At 54.3% G+C, this 22,648-nt stretch carries 16 protein-coding genes, 1 pseudogene and 1 riboswitch; of the genes and pseudogenes, 4 read left to right on the top strand and 13 right to left on the bottom strand.

Features of this window, described 5'->3' with window-relative positions; translation table 11 throughout:
• The 6 genes from V4U88_RS26475 to V4U88_RS26495 all read right to left on the bottom strand — a co-directional run.
• Positions 1 to 1,025: IS1182 family transposase (locus V4U88_RS26475; RefSeq protein ID WP_334074676.1), on the bottom strand; the 1,025-nt coding region annotated here is incomplete at its 3' end.
• A 174-nt stretch (positions 1,026 to 1,199) separates the two neighbouring features.
• On the bottom strand, positions 1,200 to 2,825 hold the full coding sequence (locus tag V4U88_RS26480; protein ID WP_334076175.1) for an ABC-F family ATP-binding cassette domain-containing protein: 1,626 nt from the start codon (positions 2,823 to 2,825) through the stop codon (positions 1,200 to 1,202).
• Positions 2,826 to 3,671: 846 nt separating this feature from the next.
• Positions 3,672 to 4,619 carry an MBL fold metallo-hydrolase gene (locus V4U88_RS26485; RefSeq protein WP_334076176.1) on the bottom strand — a complete coding sequence of 316 codons (948 nt, stop codon included), beginning with the start codon at positions 4,617 to 4,619 and terminating at the stop codon, positions 3,672 to 3,674.
• Between the two features lie 117 nt (positions 4,620 to 4,736).
• Entirely contained in the window at positions 4,737 to 4,838 is a 102-nt protein-coding gene (cydS, locus tag V4U88_RS27080; protein WP_416367300.1) for a cytochrome bd oxidase small subunit CydS, read from the bottom strand.
• A 10-nt stretch (positions 4,839 to 4,848) separates the two neighbouring features.
• Positions 4,849 to 5,880, bottom strand: coding sequence for a cytochrome d ubiquinol oxidase subunit II (locus tag V4U88_RS26490; RefSeq protein ID WP_334076177.1), 1,032 nt, complete (start codon positions 5,878 to 5,880; stop codon positions 4,849 to 4,851).
• A complete protein-coding gene (locus V4U88_RS26495; RefSeq protein WP_334076178.1) occupies positions 5,877 to 7,232 on the bottom strand; it encodes a cytochrome ubiquinol oxidase subunit I in 1,356 nt (451 codons plus the stop codon). The genes V4U88_RS26490 and V4U88_RS26495 overlap by 4 nt, the downstream gene beginning before the upstream one ends.
• 299 nt (positions 7,233 to 7,531) lie before the next feature.
• Here V4U88_RS26495 and V4U88_RS26500 point away from each other — a divergent pair, with 299 nt between their 5' ends.
• Positions 7,532 to 8,677, top strand: a complete 1,146-nt coding sequence (locus tag V4U88_RS26500; RefSeq protein ID WP_334076196.1) for a virulence factor — start codon at positions 7,532 to 7,534, stop codon at positions 8,675 to 8,677.
• 100 nt (positions 8,678 to 8,777) lie between these two features.
• Positions 8,778 to 8,977: riboswitch (Lysine riboswitch) on the top strand.
• Between the two features lie 470 nt (positions 8,978 to 9,447).
• On the top strand, positions 9,448 to 10,917 hold the full coding sequence (locus V4U88_RS26505; RefSeq protein ID WP_334076179.1) for an amino acid permease: 1,470 nt from the start codon (positions 9,448 to 9,450) through the stop codon (positions 10,915 to 10,917).
• Positions 10,918 to 10,957: 40 nt separating this feature from the next.
• Here V4U88_RS26505 and V4U88_RS26510 read toward each other — a convergent pair whose 3' ends face one another.
• Entirely contained in the window at positions 10,958 to 12,088 is a 1,131-nt protein-coding gene (locus V4U88_RS26510) for a transglutaminase domain-containing protein (protein ID WP_334076180.1), read from the bottom strand.
• A 306-nt stretch (positions 12,089 to 12,394) separates the two neighbouring features.
• Here V4U88_RS26510 and V4U88_RS26515 point away from each other — a divergent pair, with 306 nt between their 5' ends.
• Positions 12,395 to 12,592 carry a hypothetical protein gene (locus tag V4U88_RS26515; protein WP_334076181.1) on the top strand — a complete coding sequence of 66 codons (198 nt, stop codon included), beginning with the start codon at positions 12,395 to 12,397 and terminating at the stop codon, positions 12,590 to 12,592.
• Between the two features lie 280 nt (positions 12,593 to 12,872).
• Here V4U88_RS26515 and V4U88_RS26520 read toward each other — a convergent pair whose 3' ends face one another.
• On the bottom strand, positions 12,873 to 13,586 hold the full coding sequence (locus V4U88_RS26520; RefSeq protein ID WP_334076182.1) for a type 1 glutamine amidotransferase: 714 nt from the start codon (positions 13,584 to 13,586) through the stop codon (positions 12,873 to 12,875).
• Positions 13,587 to 13,675: 89 nt separating this feature from the next.
• On the opposite strand from V4U88_RS26520, the gene V4U88_RS26525 reads away from it, so the two are divergent.
• Positions 13,676 to 14,572 carry a LysR family transcriptional regulator gene (locus V4U88_RS26525; protein ID WP_334076183.1) on the top strand — a complete coding sequence of 299 codons (897 nt, stop codon included), beginning with the start codon at positions 13,676 to 13,678 and terminating at the stop codon, positions 14,570 to 14,572.
• Positions 14,573 to 14,579: 7 nt separating this feature from the next.
• Here V4U88_RS26525 and hemL read toward each other — a convergent pair.
• The 5 genes and pseudogenes from hemL to V4U88_RS26550 form a co-directional block, all read right to left on the bottom strand.
• Positions 14,580 to 15,892 (bottom strand): annotated as a pseudogene (hemL, locus tag V4U88_RS26530) (glutamate-1-semialdehyde 2,1-aminomutase).
• A 405-nt stretch (positions 15,893 to 16,297) separates the two neighbouring features.
• Positions 16,298 to 17,248, bottom strand: a complete 951-nt coding sequence (gene trxB, locus V4U88_RS26535; RefSeq protein WP_334076184.1) for a thioredoxin-disulfide reductase — start codon at positions 17,246 to 17,248, stop codon at positions 16,298 to 16,300.
• Between the two features lie 180 nt (positions 17,249 to 17,428).
• On the bottom strand, positions 17,429 to 19,372 hold the full coding sequence (locus V4U88_RS26540) for a heavy metal translocating P-type ATPase (RefSeq protein WP_416367301.1): 1,944 nt from the start codon (positions 19,370 to 19,372) through the stop codon (positions 17,429 to 17,431).
• Between the two features lie 230 nt (positions 19,373 to 19,602).
• The gene (locus tag V4U88_RS26545; protein ID WP_334076185.1) at positions 19,603 to 20,994 is read right to left on the bottom strand and encodes a hypothetical protein; all 1,392 of its coding nucleotides are present in this window, start codon (positions 20,992 to 20,994) and stop codon (positions 19,603 to 19,605) included.
• Between the two features lie 191 nt (positions 20,995 to 21,185).
• Positions 21,186 to 22,478, bottom strand: coding sequence for a homocysteine synthase (locus V4U88_RS26550; RefSeq protein WP_334076186.1), 1,293 nt, complete (start codon positions 22,476 to 22,478; stop codon positions 21,186 to 21,188).
• Between the last annotated feature and the right edge of the window lie 170 nt (positions 22,479 to 22,648).

The following is a 22,648-nucleotide window of genomic DNA, read 5'->3' on the forward strand; positions in this document are numbered from 1 at the left end:
TGCTCCAGGTAGTCATAATTCTCTTCACCACCATAGCCCGCATCGGCGATGACGGTGCCCGGGAGCTTTCCTAACTGCGATTTTAACTTTTCAAGATGCGGGATGAGGCAGCGCGTATCGGTCGGGCGCTGGTGTAAACTGTAACCGACAATAAATTGATTTTCGGTGCCGATCTGCACATTGTATCCCGGCTTGAGTTGACCATTTCGCATGTGGTCTTCTTTCATTCGCATAAATGTAGCGTCAGGGTCCGTTTTGCTGTAGCTGTTTCTAGTACCTAAAATTGCTTGTTGTGTTTCGTACTTTTGAAGACGCGGAAGCAAGTCCTTACGGAGGGTGCGCACCGCCTTCTTGAGCGGCTTGTCTTTCGGTTTCTCCCGCAGGCGCTCTTCCAATTGCTTGACTGCTTGCTCCAGCTTCTCACTGGTCATAGTAGAGGACTCACCCAGCTCGAGAAGATCCCGACCTTCGTGAATTCCTTCTTCTTGCTTCTCCGCTTCCTCAATGGCTTCAAATAGGGTCTGGACTTTCTCCTGAAGCTTGGCTTTATGCTTCACCATAGCCTTCCCCCAAACAAAGGTATATCGGTTGGCATTCGCTTCAATCTTAGTGCCGTCTACAAAATAATGCTCCAACTGTATGTAGTTCTCCTCTGCCAGAAACTGAAGAACGGCAGTAAACACAGTCTCCAGTGTGCTTTTCATTCGTTCTGATCGAAATCGGTTGATGGTACGGAAGTCTGGGCGCTGACGACCCGCGATCCACATAAACATGATGTTTTCGCGGACAGCTTTGGCGATCTGGCGAGAGGAATAGATGCGCTGTGTGTAGGCGTAAATGATAACTTTGGTGAGCATTTTAGGATGGTAGCTGTCTCGTCCGCCTCCAGGGTAAGACGGGTCGAAGATAGCGTCGTCGAGACGATTTACGGCGGCGTTAACCACGCGAACGAGATGATTTTCGGGGATATCCTCTTCTAAATCCATTGGTAAACAGAGTTGATCCATGGTATATTGAATGTACAAAAGAAACCTCTCCTTTTGGGTAATGGTTGGTGGTACTTCCATTTTACCAAAGAGTGGTTTCTTTTTGTTTGACAAACTAAAAGAGGTTGCCCCTCAGTCATCTATGATGACTTTTGGGACAGCCTCTTTATTTGATGACGCCCCGGTTCGGTGAGTGTTGGTCCCCACCGGCATTTACGCTTCTTCCGGGTACATTGACTTGCGCAAATTTTGAATCTCTTCGCTTTCCAGATATTCATCATAAGTCATAACTCGGTCAATAATACCGTTTGGCGTGATTTCAATAATCCGGTTGGCGATCGTTTGAATGAACTGATGGTCATGGGACGTAAACAGAATCGTCCCGTCGAAATCGATCAGCCCGTTATTCAGCGCTGTGATGGATTCGAGATCCAAGTGGTTGGTCGGTTCGTCAAACAGCAGCACGTTTGCGCCGTTCAGCATCATTTTTGCCAGCATACAGCGAACCTTCTCGCCCCCGGACAACACGCTAGCCTTCTTCAGAGCCTCTTCACCGGAGAACAGCATCCGGCCAAGGAAGCCGCGAAGGAAGGTCTCGTCCTGGTCGTTGGAGTACTGACGGAGCCAATCGACCAGATTGATGTCCACCCCGTCGAAGTATTTCGAATTGTCTTTGGGGAAATACGCCTGCGACGTGGTTACGCCCCAGCTGTATTCGCCGGCATCGGCTTCCAGTTCGCCCATAACGATTTGGAAAAAGGTTGTCTTGGGCAGCGAGTTTGGACCGACGAAAGCGATTTTGTCCCCTTTATTGACGACAAAACTCACGTTGTCCAGCACCTTCTCGCCTTCCAGGCTCTTGGTCAGACCGTCGACCGTCAGCAATTGCTTGCCGGCCTCCCGCTCCGCTTTAAAGTGCAGGAACGGATATTTCCGGTTGGACGGACGGATATCGTCGAGCGTGATTTTGTCCAACTGCTTCTTCCGGGAAGTCGCCTGCTTGGACTTGGAAGCATTGGCCGAGAAACGCTGAATGAAAGCCTGCAGCTCCTTGATCTTCTCTTCCTTCTTCTTGTTCGCATCCCGCTGCATTTGCAGCGCCAATTGGCTGGATTCATACCAGAAGTCGTAGTTGCCGACATACATCTGGATTTTGCCGAAGTCGATATCCGCAATATGCGTACATACCTTGTTCAGGAAGTGACGGTCGTGGGATACGACGATTACGGTGCCTTCGTAGTCCATAAGGAAATTCTCGAGCCATTGGATCGATTCCAGATCCAGGTGGTTCGTAGGTTCGTCCAGCAGCAAGTTGTTCGGACGGCCAAACAGCGCTTGCGCCAGGAGAACGCGGACCTTCTCGTTGCCGCTAAGCTCCTTCATATTCTTGTCGTGCAGATCGCGCGGAATCCCCAGCCCGATCAACAACGCGGCCGCGTCAGGCTCCGCATCCCAGCCGTTCAGCTCGGCGAATTCGCCCTCCAGCTCGCCCGCGCGCATCCCGTCCTCTTCGGAGAAGTCCGCCTTGGCGTACAGCGCGTCTTTCTCTTTCATAATCGAATAGAGACGCGCATGCCCCATAATAACCGTCTCCAGTACAGGGTACTCATCGTACTCGTAATGGTTCTGCTTCAGAACGGCCAGGCGTTCCCCCGGCGTCATGCTGACCTCGCCCTGATTAGGCTCGATTTCCCCCGCCAAAATTTTCAGAAAGGTCGATTTTCCCGCTCCGTTGGCTCCGATCAATCCGTAGCAGTTGCCCGGCGTAAATTTTATATTTACATCTTCGAAAAGTGCCCGTTTTCCATATCGGAGCGTTACACCATTTGTACTGATCATTTAAGCAATCCCATCCTTTATCCATTATCCACTACTGGGTCAATATTATAGCATAGAAACTCCCGGAAGCCCATTCATTGCCTTCAAGATACGGAACAAATGAAAAAGGGCAAATCCCCAATCTTCGAATCCAGGTCACCCGGCGGCAACAATAGTCAACCTCGGATCTGGGAAATCCGGCGGATGGAGTAAATAGGTAGTTGGAGTAACTTGCTTCGGCGGACGATCTGCGGATTGAAGGCGGCGTGTGAGGTCAAATGTACGGAGAGGGTAGGGAGAAGCTGAGGAAGGAGAAATAGGCACGAGGCGGCCTTTACCACTGACGCTGCATCCAGCCTGACATCGTGCAACCATGGTGAGACATGGAAAGTCTAACGGCTGTAGCAGCCGCTATTTAGCGAAAAGTAACCCTTTCGAAATTCTAGCGGTCGTGAGCGCCGTTATTTCCCCTGGATTCTCGCCCTAACAGCCTGTTTTTGCGAAATAAGCGCCGTGGCGGCCGTTAGAATGGGAAGTCGGCGTTTTCGAGGCAAATAACGGCTGTGGCAACCGTTAGCGTTAAAATGCGCCGACGGTTAGGGAAATGGGGCGCGCCGGATCCAACTCGCCACACCGAGGCGACAAGTTTCAAAATAGGCAGCACCCTGTCAGGTTTGATGCAGCTTCAGGGCCTAAAAGGCCGCTATTTCACATCGCCCCGCCGAATTCGACAAAATAGCGCAGCAAAAGCCCCTTATTCACCTGCCCGGCTTTCGAAGGGAAGGTGGCCGATGCAGTGCCCGCCGCTTCGGGCGGCCTGGCCTCCGGCCCGCCCCTCGCTCTACCTCCGCACCGCGCGCCCCGCCGTCACGCCTCCGGGAAGCGCAGCGTCTCGCCGTGCAGCAGCACGCGGATCGCCGATTCCGGGATGCCGCGCTTCCGCCGGTCGGCCTCGAGCCGGTCGAGCGCCTCCCGCGCCGTGTCGTCGGCCAGCCGGAACGTGCCGTAATGCATCGGCACCATCAGCTTGGCCTTGACGTCCACGAAGGCCTGGAGCGCTTCCTCCGGCGTCGTGTGCTGGCTCGTCATGAACCATTCCGGTTCATACGCTCCGATGGGCAGCAGCGCCACGTCGATCTCAAAGCGCTCCCCGATTTCGGCGAAGCCGCGGAAATAACCGCTGTCCCCGGCAAAATACACCACCTGCCGCTTCTCCCCTTCCCGGGGATTCGCCGGCTCCAGAACGAACCCGCCCCAATGGGAGGTGTTCGTATCGAACAAGGTGCGCCGCGTCCAATGCTGGGTCGGCACGAATGAGATTTTGGCGTCCCCGATCTGTAAATGGTCCCACCACTTTAATTCCCGGGTGCGCTGGAATCCTTTGCGTATCATTTTGCGCGCCAATCCGCTGGGCACGATGATCTGTGTCATGCTTCCGTAAAGCCGCCGGATGGAGGACACGTGCATATGGTCATAATGGGAGTGCGAAATCAGAATGACGTCGATGTCCGGAACGTCGTCGATGGGAATGCCCGGTGCGCCAAGCCTCCGCTGAAACCCCATCCGGGAGGCCCAAACCGGATCGGTCACGATATTTAAGCCTTCATATTGGATCAGGAAGGTCGAATGACCGATCCAGGTAATCGTCGTTTCTTCTCTATTCCCCTGCAGATAATCCAGTTGGGGTTCCGAATTCGGAATAATGTAGGAGTAGTCCTTCTTCTTTCTGCGGCGTTCCTCCCGCCATTGTTTAAACTGCTTTAACGTTTTGTCCGTACTGATGTTATCCAGGTTGTTGTAGCGCGTTCTCGGCATACCGAGACTTCCTCCTTCCATTCCTCTCCATCCGCCGGATGATGTTCCTATCCATTGTAATGCACCGGGGAAAGCAAAGCCAAATTTGGCAGCGTCGCCGCTCCCCGGCCAATCCGTTCACTCCGAGGGATCTTTATACCTGCAGGCAAAAACAAACAAAAACACAAGCGAGAAAACAACTACCAGCCAAGGCGCCACCATCATCATAAAATGTTCCATCCGCAAGCTCTCATCCTTTCTTAGGCGAATGGCCCCGCACGTATTTCGCGTCAAACAGGAACAACCGCATCAGCAAAAACAGCGAAGGAATCAAGACGAACAATCCGGCGACAAAAACGGTAATGAGCGCCACCGCCATCGTTTCGTTCGTGATGGCTTCATAAATGCTGACCTGCTTATACAGAATGTACGGCAGATGGGTTCGGCCATAGCCGTACCAGGCAAAGCCGAACTGGAGGATAACCAGCAGGAACGACCAGCCGAGGAGACGCTTTTTCCATATAAAATAAACCGCCAACAGAAAACAAATCAGCGAGGCGATAAACATCCACGCCATGTTCAGCATATTCGCGAAATGCTCGGGATTTTGCCGGTTGATCTGAAAAAAGGCAAACACACAGGCCAGAATGGTCGGCCCGCTCCACATCAGCGCGTAGCCGCGCAGCACCTCGAAGGCGCCGGGGTCGCCCGCTCGATCGGCATAATAGGCCAAGAACATCGCCGAAATGTAGAGCACGGACACCAACGCCAGCAAAATGACGGACCAAGTATACGGATTGCTGAGAAACCTGCCCCAATCCAATACCACGCGGCCGTCTCTCTCCTCGATAATCCCGCCTTCGGAAATCGCCAGTACCGTCGATAGAGCCGCCGGGATCAACAGGCCCGTCGCCCCGTAAATGGCCATGTAGATTTTGTTGTTCTCTTTGCTGCTGCCATAGGTATTGAAGGCGTAATAAGCCCCCCGCAGCGCCAGGAGAACCGTGGCCAAGCTGCCGGGAACCAGGAGCGCCGTCCCGTAATAATAAGCGGAATCGGGGAAAAACCCGACCAGCCCCACCACGAAAAAGATAAGAAAGACGTTCGTCACTTCCCAGACCGGGGAGAGGTATCGCTGAATGATGTTGTGCACTTTATTTTTGTGGCCGGTAATCACGCTGTAATAGCTGAAAAAGCCCGCTCCGAAATCGACCGAAGCCACGATCAGGTATCCGAACAAAAACGTCCAGAGCGCCGTAATGCCGACCATTTCATAACTCACTTCGCATCCCCTCCCGCTATACCGAACTCTTTCATCTCTTCAGCCACATCCTTGTTCCGGAACAGCTTGGCGAGCACGTAAATGCAGGACACGCAGAGGATGATGTACAAAACGATGAACAGAATCAGCATGGAGCCGACATGCTCCGACGAAGTCGCCGCTTCCGATACCTTCATGTAGCCCCTTACGATCCAGGGCTGCCGGCCGAATTCGGCAAACATCCAGCCGAGTTCGATCGCGGCCATGGCCAGAGGTCCCAGCGCCACGATGCCGAGCAAAAGCCATTTCGGATACCCCTTTCCCCGCAGCTTGCCCGGGAGCCGCTTCCGCAGCAAAAACAGGAAAGGAATCAGCACAAGAAGCATGCCGATCGTAACTTTCAGATCGAACATATAATGAATGAGCAGCGGCGGCCGCTCATCCTCCGGGAATTCCTCCAGGCCGATCACTTTCGTATCCGGCAAATTTCCCGCCAAAATGCTAAGCGCGTACGGAATCTCCAGCGCGTACTTGACCTCGCCATTGTCATCCAATACGCCGCCGTAAATGAGCGGAGCCCGCTCCATCGTTTGGAAATGCCATTCGGCGGCCGCCAGCTTTTCCGGCTGGTATTGAGCGAGGAACTTCCCCGAAAAATCGCCGATGACCGCGGTGCTGAGCGCGAACACAAAGGATGCGGTGACGGTGAGCTTCAGCGCCTTCTTAAAGTAGGCTTCCTTGCGCCCGCGCAGCAGGCTGAACGCCGCAATCCCGGCCAGCAGACCGGCGCTCAGCGTGTAGGAGGAGGCCAGTACATGCGACACCTTCGTCGGCGTGGCCGGATTAAACATCGCCACAAACGGCTGAACATCGGCGAAAACGCCGTTTTTTAACGTAAACCCCTGCGGCGTGTTCATGAATGCGTTCATGGTCGTAATAAAAAACGCGGAAGCCGAGGAACCGATCGCCACCGGCACGAGCAGCAGCAGGTGGAGGAGCGGTTTGCTGAACCGGTCCCAGGTATACAAATAGATTCCTAGAAAGATCGCCTCAATGAAAAAGGCGAACGTCTCCATAAACAGCGGAAGCGCGATCGCCTGACCGGCTACGCGCATAAAGGTCGGCCAGAGTAAGCTGAGCTGCAGGCCAATGGAAGTTCCGGTCACCACACCGATCGCCACCGAGATCACAAAGCCCCGGGCCCACCTGCGGGCCAGCAGCGTATATTGAGGATCTTTCGTGCTAATGCCCCGCCATTCGGCCAAGGCGATCATCATCGGAATGCCGACGCCGACGGAAGCGAAAATAATATGAACAAACAGAGTCACCCCGGTTAGAATTCGACTTAACGTCACCGGATCCAGGGACAGCATGCCGACACCAACTCCTTAGTAATAGTTCATGAACCGAACGGCGCTTTTAATAAACGCGTAGAGCATTATGGCGGCGACAACCAGACAGACAATGGTCAGCGTTTTTTCCTGCTTTTTAAACATGGCCTTGTCCCCCTCTTGGAAATCGTCCCTTGTTTTCCCATTAGGTAGCATGTGCCAATCCGGCTCCCCTTTATTCCTTACCCCTCCCCACCGCGGATGAAGACCCCTGTCGCAAATTGTTGGGATCTCGGCGAGCATCGGTTAAAATAGACTTTGAAAGGAGATGTGAACATCCTATGAAAATTGTATTTATCGAACCGACTCCAAGTCCCAACTCCATGAAGCTGCATTTGGACGAAAGCTTGGAACCGGGAATCCGCAAAACATACACGCTCGACAACGCCCGCTCCGCGCCGGCCTGGATCGGCCAGCTGCTCCAGATTCCGGGGGTCAAGAGCATTTTTCATACCGCGGACTTTATCGCGCTGGACCGGAAAGGCAATGCCGACTGGGCGGCGATCCTGGCCGAAGTCCAGGAGCAATTCGGCCAGGATCGGGTGGACTCCGCCTGGGATCCCGGGACGGCCGAGGCGGCCGGCTACGGCGAAGCCCAGGTGTTCGTCCAGTTTTTCCGCGGCATCCCGATGCAAATCCGCGTCAAATCCGGCACCCGCGAAGAACGGATTTCCCTCGCGACGCGCTTTGTCTCCGCCGTCACCGAAGTGGCCAGCGCCACGCTGATCAAGGAGCGCAAGCTGACGGATTACGGCGTCCGCTACGGCGAGCTGGAGGAGATCGCGCGCGAGGTCGAGCAGGAGCTTGAGGCGGCTTATCCGCCTGAGCGGCTGGAAGCGATCAAGACGCAGGCGATCGCGCACGGGCGCAGCGAGGCGGAATTCGTCGAGCAGCGGCGCGAGCTGAGCCTGGACGAGGTCCGGGAGCGGATGCGGCACGGGGATTGGCACGTGCGCTACGCCGGGCTCGAGGCGCTGAAGCCCGGACCCGGCGCGCTGCCGCTGCTGGCCGAGGCGGTCCGCGACCCGCAAATGCAAGTGCGCCGGCTCGCGGTGGTGTATCTCGGCGATGTGCGCACGCCGGAGGCGATGGGGCTGCTCTACGAAGCGCTGCGCGACAACTCCGCCGCCGTGCGCCGCACCGCCGGCGATACGCTGTCCGATATCGGCGACCCCGCCGCCACCGGACCGATGATCGCCGCGCTGCAGGACCCGAGCAAGCTTGTCCGTTGGCGGGCCGCCCGCTTCCTTTACGAGGTCGGCACGGACGACGCTCTGGACGCGCTCAAGGCCGCCGTGGACGATCCCGAATTCGAGGTCGGTCTCCAGGCCAGAATGGCCGTGGAACGAATCGAATCGGGCGAACAGGCGGCCGGCACCGTTTGGCAGCAGATGGCCAAACGCGACCGGGCGGCCGACAAATCGTAAAAGACAAAATTTTGACATTGTCGCATCGGCCGGCTTGCTATATACTATTACATTGTTGCAAGACCGAGTTAATGAACTGAATAGGAACCTCATCATTTTCAGGTGGGGTAGAGGTCGCGACTGTGAAGAGTACACTGGAGGAGGCGTTTGGAAGCCGCCCGTGATTCCCGTGGAAAGGCACCGTCGCCGAAGCGTCGCCGCACCGCTTCTGGACCTGCGGCATGCTGGGGCTGTTACCGAAAGGGACAGAACTGTCACGGTTATTCTTCACCGGAAGAACCGTGTTGAGCTATCTTGGCAGGAATGGTGAGGGTGCGTCGGTATATAAGTCAGGCCGCGGATCCCTTTCCGCGGTCTTTTTCTATTTTTCCCGGTCCCGCAGCTTGAATTTCCCGCATCTGGAGGATACTAGTGCCCCTTCAGACATCGTGCTAGGAGAAAAATCGTATTTAACTCATGGAGATCAGGGGCCTGGCGCACTTTCTGACCCTTCCAACTCCAAAAAGATGCAAATCTGCAGGTATTTTTGGCCTGTCCCCGCGGGGATTCGAAAAAAGATGCAAATCTGCAGGCATTTCTGGCAATTTTAGAGAACGAGCCGATTTCGTCGAAAATTCCTGCAGATTTGCAGGAATTTTGAAATCATTGTTCCAAACAGAAAAAAAACATGCAGATATGCAGGAATTTTATGTTATCAGGGTTGTCTGATGGGGCACTAGATGCAGGAATGACGCAAATTTATCATTTTTTTTAGAGTGGAGTGTTTATGGATGAGCAAAAAAAATATCAGCACCGTGCAGTCCCTCAAGCCCGGACTTAAAGCCCGGCATATGACGATGATTGCGCTCGGCGGCTCCATCGGGACGGGTCTGTTTCTCGCCAGCGGCGGTGCGATCGCATCGGCCGGACCCGGCGGCGCCCTTCTCGCCTATGCGGCGGTGGGCATTATGGTTTATTTTCTGATGACCAGCCTGGGGGAACTCGCCACCTATATGCCGGATTCGGGCTCTTTTGAAACCTATGCCTCGCGGTTTGTCGATCCGTCCCTCGGGTTTGCGATGGGCTGGAACTTCTGGTACAACTGGGCGATTACGATCGCGGCCGAGCTGTCCGCGGCTACGCTGATTATCAAGTACTGGTTTCCGGAAAGCTCCTCCCTGCTGTGGAGCATGCTGTTCCTCGCCCTGATCCTCGGGTTGAATGTCCTGTCCGTCAAAGGCTACGGCGAATCGGAGTATTGGTTCGCCATGATCAAGATCACCGTTGTCATTGTGTTCCTGATTGTCGGCGTGCTGATGATCTTCGGCATTATGGGCGGCGAAGCGATCGGCTTCAAAAACTTTACCGTGGGCGACGCCCCGTTCCATGGCGGGTTCTTCACGTTCCTCGGCGTCTTTATGGCCGCGGGATTTTCCTTCCAGGGAACGGAAATGGTCGGCGTGGCCGCCGGGGAAAGCGACAATCCGCGCGAGCATGTGCCCCGGGCCATTCGCCAGGTGTTCTGGCGCATTCTGCTGTTTTACATTTTAGCGATCCTGGTTATCGGCCTGATTATTCCGTACACCAACCCCAACCTGCTCAAAAGCGGGCTGGAGAGTATCGGGGTGAGCCCGTTCACGCTCGTCTTTGAGAAAGCCGGCATGGCCTTTGCCGCTTCCGTCATGAACGCGGTCATTCTGTCCTCCGTGCTGTCGGCCGGCAACTCCGGGATGTACGCGTCTTCGCGCGTCCTGTACTCGCTGGCCAAGCGCGGCAAAGCGCCGAAGTTTCTCGCCAAACTCAGCCGCCGCGGACTGCCGGTCAACGCCCTGCTGCTGACGACGCTGATCGGTATGACTGCCTTTTTCGCCTCCCTGTTCGGGGACGGGGTCGTCTATAACTGGCTGCTGAACGCCTCCGGGATGTGCGGATTCATTACGTGGCTCGGCATCGCCGTCAGCCATTACCGTTTCCGCCGGGCCTATGTCGCCCAAGGGCGGGATTTGAAGGACCTGCCTTACAAAGCAAGATGGTTTCCGTTCGGCCCGCTGTTTGCTTTTGTCCTCTGTATCGTCGTCATTCTGGGACAAAATATGGCCGCCTTTGCAGGCGGCCGGATCGATTGGTACGGCATTGCCGTTTCCTATATCAGCATTCCGCTGTTCCTCGCCGTCTGGCTGGGCTACAAATGGATCAAGCGGTCGAAGCTCATTCCCCTTCAGGAATGCGATTTCGATACGCCGGCCCGGCCGATGGAATAGGATCGGCACAGCACGGCGAGCCATTAGAAGGATCGGGGAATCAGTCCGTTTCCCAGTGGATCTCCACCCGCAGGTCCCCCGTCCCTTCAAGAGGCTCGGCAAGATACTTGATGTGGTCGATGGATAGATCATAGAGGGTGCCGAGGTTCTCGACAAGCAGGTCCTCGGAACCGGCATAGCGGACCGTGACGGTAAGCCCGCCGGCCCGCAGCTCCTGCCCGACCTTCTCCTTCAGCTCCGCCGCCGTACGGACGGCGGCATCGGGATTATACAATTCGAAGCCGAGCTGCCGCTCCAGCTTTCGGTACACTTCCGCACCGTCGCCGCCCCGGTCCGCCAGTTCGCGCAATGCGTGGCGGTAAGGCGTGGGAGCCGCCGGATAGCGGGAGGCCGTCCAGTGATGATCTTTCCGCAGCTCGGCATCGGTTCGCAAATAATAATCGTAACGGATCCGGTCCTTCGGGGCGGACAACGGATCATTCCAGGTGGTATCGAGATGATACCACCTGTTTTCTAATTTAACGAGGTTCCAGGCATGAAGCTGGCCGCCGGCCACGCCCTCGACGATCCGGTTTTCGATCCCGGCTCCCTTCAGAAGCTTGTAAGTCAGCAGCGAATACCCCTGGCAGACCGCTTCGCCGGTCTTTAAAGCCTCATAGGCCGTATATTTTTTCAAGTCCTTGTCATATTCCAGATTCAGCACCACGTAGTCGTGTATAGCTTTCACTCTCTGATGGCCGTTCATGCCGGGTGTGATAATCCGGTTTAATATTTCCGAAGCCTGATTATCCACATAGCGGGTATTCTCGGCGGTTTCGCGATACTCGACGTTTAAATCGATTTTAGCCATGCCGGTCGTCCCCCGCCAAGTATAGGTGTATCCTTCGACCACATACTTGGTGTAAGGATCGCTTTCCAGCGCTCCCTCCATCGCCTGCTTCAGCAAATTCTCCAGTTTCTTCGTCGGTCCCTTATATTTTATAGTCATAGAGGTTGCACGGGCCTTCAGTCCGGCGGTCATCTCCTGCTGTATAGCGTAAGCGGAGGTCACATATGTCTTGCGGTCGGTTGAGGCGAATACCGGAGTACTCCAATTTTCCGCCGCACTTCCCATCAGCACAGTTCCAAGCAGTCCGACCGCAATCCAGCGTTTAGGCGTACTCTGTCCCATGTTCATCTAACCTCCTCTATAAGGTTCGGGTTCCGGGGATCGTATGTATCTTGCGGGTGAATCCGTTGGCTTTAAGCCCATTGTAGCACAGGCTGTCCCGCAAAGGTCTTCTAGTTTTGTCGAGGCGAATCGAAGGAATAGCGCGAAAAATGTTTCCCCCGCCGGAGCAAAAAATGACGTGAAATTGACTTATTTTAAGACATCGTCTTTCCCAAATGGAAGCAAGCTTTGGTATAATTAAACTATAATAATGTGATATAAATCATTGTATTTTCAAACCCGATAGAAACGGAGCGACCAAAAGCTATGACCATTGTCAATCTTTCGGATATTTCCATTGAATTGTTTGTCACCGTCATGTTCTTTTTGCTGATTATCGCTCCCTTGGTCAGCCTCGGGGTGCTGCGCTTATTCCAAGGCCGAAAAAAGGCGGGCCTCGGCCTGATCGGCAGCGGCGTCATCGGTTATTTCGTTTTTCAGCTTGTGGTAAGTCTGCTCAACTAAACTTGCTTGTTACCGGCAACACATAGAACGGCTCCGGCCGCACAAAAATAAGGAGCTTGTTCCAAGTAGCGATTGCGATCGCCGCGGCGGACAAGCTCCTTTTTATTGGATGGGGTGAATATGGGCGGGCTATGGCTGCAACATAAACTGCTCAACTTCACCTCATATATCTCCGGTCAATCTTTCCCGTGGATTTGCCTCGATTCCGTCCAAACGCTTTACAATTCTTGTAAGACCATCCGATTTCGACCTACATTAATCGAAAGCACTTCAACATCTCTCATAAGGAATTACCGCAACGATAATTTCTTTCCAGGGTATTGAGCAAAGTGAACAAAACGGCATTCGATAGAGCCATATATTCTGCCTGGTCAAGCATTTCGTGCGGACGTTGGACATATACCCCCTGATCCATTTCGCCGGCACAGTGGGCAATCAGCTTATCGATGCCGGTATGGCTGGATTCCAAATGGAATTGCAACCCGACCACATGTTCTTCGTATTCATACGCTTGATTCGTACAACCTCTGCTAAGTGCAATTCTCTTCGTTTTCTCCGGCAGTTGGAATGTGTCCGAATGCCAATGAAACGCTATAAATTCGTCCGGAACCTCTTTAAAAAATCTGGAGTGTTCTGCCTCCTCCGTCAGCTTTACCGGGAACCAGCCAATCTCCTTATACTGATTTTTGTATACCTTTCCCCCGATCACTTCAGCAATCAGTTGCGCCCCCAAGCATATCCCCAGCACCAGCTTCCGCTGCCGGATCGCCTCTTTAATAAATTGTTTTTCCGCGGCAAGCCAAGAGAACATCTCCACGTCATGAACCCCCATTGGTCCGCCCAGAATGACAAGCATATCGAATTCCGAAATGGACGGGAAACAATGATTTTTATATAATAATGTACCTGTTATCTCGTGTCCCTTTTCCTTGGCCCACACCGCTATATGTTCCAGTGATTCAAAGGGAACGTGCTGCAAATAATGAACTTTCATATAATAACCTCCGCATCTATTAGATATTTCTTATAGTTAAGATTATAATCATAGTAATTCCCTATCGGAAAAGACCGGGAGGCTGACTTATGGAACTGAAGCAATTAGAGTATTTTATGGCCGTATGCGAGGAGTTGCATTTTACCCGCGCCGCCGAGAAGCTGGGGATTGCCCAGCCCTCGTTGAGCCAGCAAATTCGTTTGCTCGAGCACGAAATCGGAATGCCCTTGTTTGATCGTATCGGTAAACGAACCCTGATTACTGAAGCCGGCAAAACATTGCTGCATCACAGTTACCATGTTTTTCACGAGTTATCCCAGGCACGCGCCGCAATCAGTGAGCTGCAAGGCCTGAAAAGAGGATCATTAAAAATCGGCACCCTGCTGACGGTAGTCAATTATTTGCTTCCCCCTACCGTGATCGGTTTTCACCGCAGTTATCCTAATATCGAGCTTTCCGTTCTTGGTTTGCGAACCAGGGATATTTTCGAGGGGCTTCTGCAAAATGAACTCGATTTGGGCATTGTCTATTTGCCGATGGAGCATGAAGATCTGGAAGCGATCCCGTTATATGAGGAAAAACTTGCCCTTGCAGCGCCTGTCAATCATCCGGTCGTCAAGGAACCGTCCGTTACGCTTGATATATTAAAAGAAACCCCTAGCGTTCTATTGCCGGGCTCCTATTTTTTGAGACAACTGATCAATGAGCAGTGCCGCGCACTTGATATAAAACCGCAGCGGATTGTGGAAATGACAACCATGGAATCCATCATCAATATGGTCGTCCAAGGCGTCGGCGTCACCATTTTGCCGAAAGGCTACCTGGATTATATCGACAATAAGGATATTCGGACGATCCCGATTAAAAATCCGGTGCTTACTACCCAAATTGGCCTTGTCTACCGAAAAAACAAATATTTATGCGCGGCAAGCCGAGTGTTTAAGGAGCAATTGCTTGCGACGGTAAAAAACGAAAACAAAAGCTAAGCAATGTTCATCTTCCCAGTTCCTCCATGATCGCTCTTAATGCCTGATCATGTGCCGTTATCGTCGTTTCGATGTCCTCGTCCGAATGAGCTGCCGATACGAACATAGCTTCAAAAGGACTGGGGGCGGTCAAAACACCGGACTTCAGCATGGCTGCATAGTACTGTGTAAATAACCGTATATTCGATAATTTGGCCGTTTCGTAATCGACGACATCATGCTCCGTAAAATAAGGGCAAAGCAGCGAACCTACCCGGTTCACCTTTAACGGAACTCCTATTTTTTCAGCATTTTGTGAGAACCCTTTAGCCAATCGAGCCGCTTTACTTTCCAAATCGTCATAAATTCCGGGCCTCGAAAGCCCTCGCAAGGTCGCATATCCGGCCGCCATGGCGAGCGGGTTCCCGGATAACGTTCCCGCTTGGTAGATGGGCCCGGCGGGGGCGATCTGGTCCATGATTTCACGTTTGCCGCCGTAAGCTCCCACCGGAAGTCGCAGCCAATCACTTTGCCTAGGCACGTGAGGTCCGGCCGGATTCCGTATAACCCTTGCGCCCCATGGTAATCCACGCGGAATCCCGTTATCACTTCATCGAAGATAAGCAGGCTTCCGTAACGCAACGTAATCTCCCGCAATCCTTGGAGGAATCCGGGCAAAGGTGGTACAACCCCCATATTTCCCGCAACCGGCTCGACAATGACGGCGGCGATTTGTTCACCGAACAGCTCAAAGGCCATTCGTACACTGTCCAAGCTGTTATAAGCCGCAGTAAGGGTATTCGCCGCGATGCCGTCCGGTACTCCCGGGCTATCCGGCAAGCCCAACGTTGCCACGCCGGACCCGGATTTGATCAACATTCCATCGGAGTGTCCATGATAGCCTCCCTGAAACTTCAATATTTTTTGACGCTTCGTATATCCTCTGGCCAAACGCAACGCGCTCATGACGGCTTCCGTGCCCGAATTCACCATACGTACCATTTCGACGGATGGCACGGCTGCGCAAATCAGCTCGGCCATCTTGGTTTCAATTTCCGTCGCCAATCCGAAGCTCGTCCCCCGTTCCGCAATTTCCCGTATGGCTTCAATCACCTGTGGATGGGCATGCCCCAATATGAGCGGCCCCCATGAGCCGATATAGTCAATGAATTCATTTCCGTCGATATCGTATATGCGCGCCCCCTTGCCTCCCGCTGCAAAAACAGGAGTCAACCCGACGGAAGCAAATGCGCGAACCGGGCTGTTCACTCCACCGGGGATTATGCGTTTGGCCTTATCGAATGCCGCTTTGGAAAACTCTTGTTTGAGTAAATGTTCCATTCATTTTAGTCTCCTTGTTAAAATTAGCTTTCGCTTCAGTGTTTCGGTTCAGTATAAATCGCGGGAAACGTATCGTTCAATACTATTATTCGTATCATTATGATAGGTTTTTCCTATGAATGTCCTAAATGCCACTAACAAAAAAGAACGCTCATTTCTGAACGTTCTTCTATTCCCTAAAACAAAGGCGCGAACAAGCGGGCAAACACTTGTTTACGGAACCCCGGTCTTGTTACAGACTCAGAAGGCCCCCTGATTATATCTATTTGAAGCTTAGTCAGCCAAAGCTTTCTCAAACTGGGTTTTATTCATCCCCAGAATACGGTGTTCGCCGATTACGGTCACCGGAACCGCTCGCATACGATAACATTCTCCATGACAGCGGGTTCTCCCCTTGGAATCCGATTAGTTAACGGCCGTCGCGGCAGTTTGATGCTCCAGGTTCTCGATGAATTTCTCGCAATCGAGCGCAGCCATACATCCGCTGCCCGCTGCGGTAATCGCCTGGCGGTAACGCGTATCCTGCACGTCGCCGCAAGCGAACACGCCAGGGACATTGGTTTCGGAGGTGCCCGGTTTCACAATAATGTACCCATTCTCATCCGTATCGATTTGTCCGCCCAGGAAGCCGGTGTTCGGATGATGTCCGATCGCCACGAACACGCCGGCCGCCGGAAGGATTTCCTCTTCTCCGGTAGCATTGTTGCGTACTTTCAGACCGGTTACGCCGACATCGTTGGTCACCACTTCAAGCGGCGTGCGATTGAGTGCCCATGCGACCTTCTCGTTGGAACGCACGCGATCCTGCATAATCTTGGAGGCGCGGAGCTCGTCACGGCGGTGCACCAAGGTCACCTTGGATGCAAAGCGCGTCAGGAAGCCCGCTTCTTCCAAAGCGGAGTCTCCCCCGCCCACAACGATGATTTCTTTACCGCGGAAAAAGAAACCGTCGCAGGTTGCGCATGTGCTGACCCCGCGGCCGACGTTATCGGTTTCTCCGGGAATTCCGAGGTATTTGGCGGTAGCGCCCGTCGACAGGACGATCGTGTCGGTGACCAGTTCCCCCAGTCCTTCCACTTGAAGCTTGAACGGCCGGGAACTCATATCCACGCTGTTCACCCAGCCGGTCCGGAATTCCGCCCCGAAGCGCTCCGCTTGCTTCCTCATGTTGTCCATCAATTCCGGTCCCAGAATTCCTTCCGGAAATCCGGGGAAGTTCTCAACCTCCGTGGTAGTGGTAAGCTGCCCGCCCGGCTGCGGTCCTTCGATAACCAGCGGGTTCAAATTGGCGCGAGCCAGGTAAATGGCGGCGGTTAACCCCGCCGGTCCGGTTCCGATAATAATCGATTTATACATATAATGAATCCTCCTTCAAGGCAGTTTACAAATACTACAACTATGAAATTAATTATGTGGAATCCCCGCCAGAGTGTCAATCATCGTACCGGAAGGGTTCAGTGAAGTTTAAATGAAGGTCTGATGAAGACGAATGCTGTATATCGCATATGGGGCAGCCCGTGTGACCTCTATGGATGGTTACCGGAGCAGGCGCAGCCCGTTTAATATGACAAGAATCGTGCTGCCCTCATGCCCGATTACGCCGAGCGGAAGCGGGATGCCCTGCACAAAGTTGCCGGCAATCAGCAAGAGAATCACCGCCCCGGCAAAAACCAGGTTCTGCTTCACGATCCGTCTGGCCCGGACCGCGAGCGAAATCGTATCTGCGACCCGTTCCAGGTGACCGTTCATCAACACGACGTCGGCCACCTCCAGGGCCGCGCCGCTGCCGCCGTCGCCCATCGCGATGCCGACGGTCGAGGCCGCCAGCGCCGGGGCGTCATTGACGCCGTCGCCGACCATCGCCGCCTGCCCGAACCGGGCGCGAAGCTCCCCGACATGGCGAACCTTCTCCTCCGGCAGCAGATCGCCGTAGACCAGGTCGATGCCCGCCTCGGCTGCCACCGCCCGGGCCGTTTCGGCGCGGTCGCCCGTCAGCATCGCCGCCGTAACACCGAGCTGCCGAAGCTGCTGCACGGCCCGCTTGGCCTCCTGGCGGATCTCGTCGCGAAGCGCGATCACACCGGCATAGCTGCCGTCGCACTGGATGACGGAAACCGTGTGCCCCGCTTCGGCCAGCCGCCGGAGTTCCGTCCGCAGCGAAGCCGGCAGCTCCGCCGCGTCTGGGTCCGCCTTCCCGATCCGCCATAGCCGGCCCTCGACCATCGCTTCGATGCCCCAGCCCGGCTGCGCCTTCATCTCCTCCGCGGCCGCAAGCTCCAGCCCCTCTTCCTCCGCCCGGTTCACAATGGCTCGGGCCAGGGGATGGCCCGACAGCCGTTCCGCCGACGCGCAGGCCGCGAGCACAACGCCCCGGTCCCAGCCCTCCGCTGTGATCAAGGCGGTCACAACCGGAGTTCCTGTGGTCAGCGTGCCGGTTTTGTCGAAGGCGACCGCCTTGACGCCAGCGAGCAGGTCCATGTACGCCGCGCCCTTGAACAACACACCTTTACGGGCACTCCGGGACATGGCGGACAGCATCGCCGGCATGACGGAGGAGACCAAAGCGCAGGGCGAAGCTACGACCAAAAACACCATCGCCTTATAAAACGTGTGCGGCCAGGACCATCCAAGCACAAACGGGGCCAGCAGAAGCAGGGCGGCGGTTACCGCCACAACGCCTTTGGCATAGCGCCCCTCCAGTTTTTTGATAAACCGCTGGGTTTGTGGGGTTTCTTGTTCCGCCTGCTCCACCATGGCGATGATTTTGGCGAACAGGGTGTTTTCCGCCGGGCGCGTGACTTCGACATAAAGCGCCCCCTCCCCGTTCAAGGTGCCCGCATACACCTCATCTTCCACGGACTTGTCGACCGGAATGGATTCCCCGGTGATCGCCGCCTGGTTCACGGCCGACCCGCCGCTGCGAATAATCCCGTCCGCGGGGATGACTTCCCCCGGCTTGACCAGCACCAGATCGCCCGAGGCCAATTCCGCGGCATCCACCTTTTTTATCCCGCTCCCTTCGACTTTCAGGGCCGTTTCCGGCTTCAGTGCGATCAGCGCGGAAATATCCTTGCGGCTGCGTTCGCTCGCGAAACTCTCCAGTGCGCCGCTGAGCGCAAAGATAAAAATCAGCATCGCCCCCTCGTTCCAATATCCGATGGAAGCCGCTCCCACCGCCGCGGCGATCATCAGCAGATTGACATCGAGGTCTTTATCGCGGATTAACGTGGCTATTCCTTCGCGCGCTTTGATGAAACCGCCGAGACCGTAAGCGGCAATATACAGCACGACGGAGAACTCGTAGGACCAATCCGAGGCTCCCCAGCCCGCCAGCATGAGCGCCCCGCTGCACAGGGCCAGCAGCATCTCCCGGTGGCGAAACAGCCGCAGAATTGATTCCCGGCGGCGCGGGTCCGGCTTTTTGGAATTCATTGTCCGGACCGGAACAGGCAGTGATTTATGAACGGCTTTAGCTTGCATTTTGATTTCCTCCTTGTTTGGGATACTTCAGGGGGAGGGCTAATTGAGAATGAAAACTATTGTTAACCCCCTTAAAATGGCACATGCTGCCCCTGGGTGGCCCCAAGGCAGCATGTAATTGAGAACGATAATCATTTTTGTATTAGGACAATAATTTTGCATTAGAGAAACTTTATGTTTATTTTAAACTCTCCCCCTCATTTTGTAAATAATATAAGTTGAACTTGATGCTAATCTTCGGGAAATACGATTTCTTTCGTTCCTACGATGACCTTCGTCTGCTCCTTGCTCACCTGTGCCTTCTCCTTCTCCGTCCCGCCTGGGCTTCGTCTTTTCTTCTTTAGAAGAACATTATAGGCGTAGTAAGTCGCTTCCTTCTCTTCAATTCCGTAGGAATCGTCACCTGTCGGCACGAACTTGTAGGATTTGACGAGCGCGGTGGATGCGTCAAGCCAGCTTACGATATCCAGCGCGCGGTCGTCCCCCGCTTCCGCCCGAATCGATCCCAAAGCCTTTCCGTCTTTGTCATAGAAATCGATCCGCTGCGGCGCGATGCTCAAATAGTCGATATCGATGTCCTTGATCCGGCCTTGCCCCTCCGGCGATGACTCCATCCAGGCGATCGAACCCGCCGGATTCCATTTCACTTTCTCGGACGGGACGTACTTGTCCGCAGGCAGCTTGATTTTCCCCAGCGGGGTGCCGTCCATCTTATAGAAAGTTACCTTCCCGCTCTCGTCGTCGTGAACAAACCGTTCCAGGTCGGGCGACGGGAACAGGGACGGGATTCCGGTCGTGGAGTGGGGAATCACCCGGAACAACCGCTCGGGAGCCTCATCTTTGCCGCCCTGCAAATCAAACACCCTCACCAAACCGAGATAGCTCTGCAAAAACAGCTTCTTCCGCCCGCTATCCCAGCGGTACTGATACATGTAGTCATAGTCGTACTTGTCGTTTAACAGCGGCCAAAAGTCTTCTCTGATCCGCGTGACTTTTCCCGTTCGGGCATTAAATTCGGAAAGGTGAAATTTGCCGCCGTTATTCGTAATTTCGGGTTCGAGGAACAGTACCCGCGTCTCATCCAGTTTGACCATCAGCTGTCTAATAAACGCATTATACCGGCGGTTGTTCGTGTCCGTTATCGTCTCGCTCCACACGGTCTTTACCTCGGCTTCGCCGGGTTTACGGGACAACATCACTTTAACGGCCCCCTCGTCCCCGGAAAACACGTTGGCCATCACCAACGTCTCTCCCTCCAGCTCAACAACAGCTCCGTTATCGATGAAGTAATCTTCTTTCAGACCGGCCGGTACCGCGACTAGCGCTCCGTCCGCATTGCGGCTTGCGTTGAAATCGCCCGACGTCCATTTGTCCTGCTGTGCCTCTGGCGGGGGCTCCGGGGTCTCCGGCGTTCCGCCTTGCGCTTCTTGCTTGACGTGTGCACTCGCCTTTTGAGCATTCGTATTTTGAGCTTCCGCTTGCTGCACACTCTCCTTCATCGACGAAGATGTATTCTCCCCGGCCCCTTCACCGCCTTTACCCGGATCGCTCGTCGGAGAGCAGCTCGCCAGCAGCAGTCCGGCGGCGACCATAGTCGGGAGCAGCCATTCCACTTTCTTCATAATGTAACCTCCTATACGATCATGAAGGACCGTTAATATACCACCGCCTATAACATAAACGATGTTATGCTCCCGTTCGTTTCACCTGCCCTATTTATTTACTCCGCTATTTGCTCCCATCAAAAAAAGCCACCGCCCGGGCGGATATCACCGTGATCCCGGAACAGCGGCTTTCGCTTTATGGATTGGAATTAGGCCTGGCTGGCGGCGATCGCCTGCTCCAGGTCATAAATAATATCGTCGATGGATTCCGTGCCTACGGACAAACGGATCAACTCGGGATTGACGCCCGCCGCGAGTTGGTCCTCCTCGCTTAACTGCTGATGCGTTGTGCTGGCCGGATGAATGATCAGCGACTTGGAATCGCCGACATTGGCCAGATGCGAGAAGAGCTTTACGTTCTCGATCAGCTTGCGGCCGGCTTCGACCCCGCCTTTAATGCCGAAGGTCAGGATGGCCCCTTGCCCTTTGGGCAGATATTTCTTGGCGAGCTCGTAGGATGCATGGCTCGGGAGTCCCGCATAGCTGACCCATTCCACATGCTCATGCTGCTCCAGGTATTGCGCCACTTTGAGCGCGTTCTGGCTGTGACGCTCGACCCGCAGGTGCAGCGTCTCCAAGCCTTGCAGCAGCAACCAGGCGTTGAACGGCGACAGCGCTGCGCCCAAATCGCGCTGCAATTGAACGCGGGCCTTGATGATGTATGCGAGCGGCCCCACCGCCTCCGTATACACGACCCCGTGATAACTCGGATCCGGCTGCGTCAGCCCCGGGAACTTGTCGTTCGAGGTCCAATCGAACTTGCCGCCGTCCACGATAATGCCGCCGATGGACGTGCCGTGCCCGCCGATAAATTTCGTGGCCGAATGAACGACGATGTCCGCGCCATGGTCAATCGGACGAAGAAGATACGGGCTCGGGAACGTATTGTCGACGATCAGCGGCACCCCGTTCTCGTGGGCAATTGCCGCCACGGCCTCAATATCGAGCACGTCGCCTTTCGGATTTCCGATGGTTTCAGCAAACAGGGCCTTGGTTTTATTCGTAATGGCGGTGCGGAAGTTTTCCGGATTCGAAGCATCCACAAACTTCACTTTTATTCCAAGCTTCGCCAAGGTATTGGCGAACAAATTATAAGTCCCGCCATACAAGGTGGACGAGGAGACAATTTCATCCCCGGCGCCCGCAATATTCAAAATCGAGAAGGTAATCGCCGCTTGTCCCGACGCCGTCGAAAGCGCCCCGACCCCACCTTCCAGCGCGGCAACGCGTTTCTCAAACACATCGTTCGTCGGATTCATAATCCGCGAATAAATATTGCCGAACTCCTTGAGGCCGAACAGGTTAGCCGCATGTTCGGTATCGCGGAAACCGTAGGAAGTCGTTTGGTAAAGCGGAACCGCGCGGGAATATGTGGTTGGATCGATTTCCTGACCCGCATGAATCGCGAGGGTTTCCGGTGCAAATTGGCGTTCTTCTGACATGGGTGACTCCTCCTTTAAATGGCTTTATGAAGTTTGTTCATCATATATTGCTCACTATTCTCTCACATAAAATGTGATTTGAAAATAGGAAATCCGATAAAAAAACTGTGAATTAAAATAACGCACCGTAATAGTCCCCGGTTATCCCTTGGCAGAGAGATTTATGGCTT

This window comes from Paenibacillus sp. A14 (assembly GCF_036864815.1).
Lineage (GTDB): Bacteria > Bacillota > Bacilli > Paenibacillales > Paenibacillaceae > Fontibacillus > Fontibacillus sanfengchensis.

Bases quoted from the DNA above. Each gene is read 5' to 3' on its own strand.
- V4U88_RS26480 (WP_334076175.1), bottom strand. From the start codon at position 2,825: ATGATCAGTACAAATGGTGTAACGCTCCGATATGGAAAACGGGCACTT.
- V4U88_RS26485 (WP_334076176.1), bottom strand. From the start codon at position 4,619: ATGCCGAGAACGCGCTACAACAACCTGGATAACATCAGTACGGACAAA.
- cydS (WP_416367300.1), bottom strand. From the start codon at position 4,838: ATGGAACATTTTATGATGATGGTGGCGCCTTGGCTGGTAGTTGTTTTC.
- V4U88_RS26495 (WP_334076178.1), bottom strand. From the start codon at position 7,232: ATGCTGTCCCTGGATCCGGTGACGTTAAGTCGAATTCTAACCGGGGTG.
- V4U88_RS26500 (WP_334076196.1), top strand. From the start codon at position 7,532: ATGAAAATTGTATTTATCGAACCGACTCCAAGTCCCAACTCCATGAAG.
- V4U88_RS26505 (WP_334076179.1), top strand. From the start codon at position 9,448: ATGAGCAAAAAAAATATCAGCACCGTGCAGTCCCTCAAGCCCGGACTT.
- V4U88_RS26510 (WP_334076180.1), bottom strand. From the start codon at position 12,088: ATGGGACAGAGTACGCCTAAACGCTGGATTGCGGTCGGACTGCTTGGA.
- V4U88_RS26515 (WP_334076181.1), top strand. From the start codon at position 12,395: ATGACCATTGTCAATCTTTCGGATATTTCCATTGAATTGTTTGTCACC.
- V4U88_RS26520 (WP_334076182.1), bottom strand. From the start codon at position 13,586: ATGAAAGTTCATTATTTGCAGCACGTTCCCTTTGAATCACTGGAACAT.
- V4U88_RS26525 (WP_334076183.1), top strand. From the start codon at position 13,676: ATGGAACTGAAGCAATTAGAGTATTTTATGGCCGTATGCGAGGAGTTG.
- trxB (WP_334076184.1), bottom strand. From the start codon at position 17,248: ATGTATAAATCGATTATTATCGGAACCGGACCGGCGGGGTTAACCGCC.
- V4U88_RS26540 (WP_416367301.1), bottom strand. From the start codon at position 19,372: ATGCAAGCTAAAGCCGTTCATAAATCACTGCCTGTTCCGGTCCGGACA.
- V4U88_RS26545 (WP_334076185.1), bottom strand. From the start codon at position 20,994: ATGAAGAAAGTGGAATGGCTGCTCCCGACTATGGTCGCCGCCGGACTG.
- V4U88_RS26550 (WP_334076186.1), bottom strand. From the start codon at position 22,478: ATGTCAGAAGAACGCCAATTTGCACCGGAAACCCTCGCGATTCATGCG.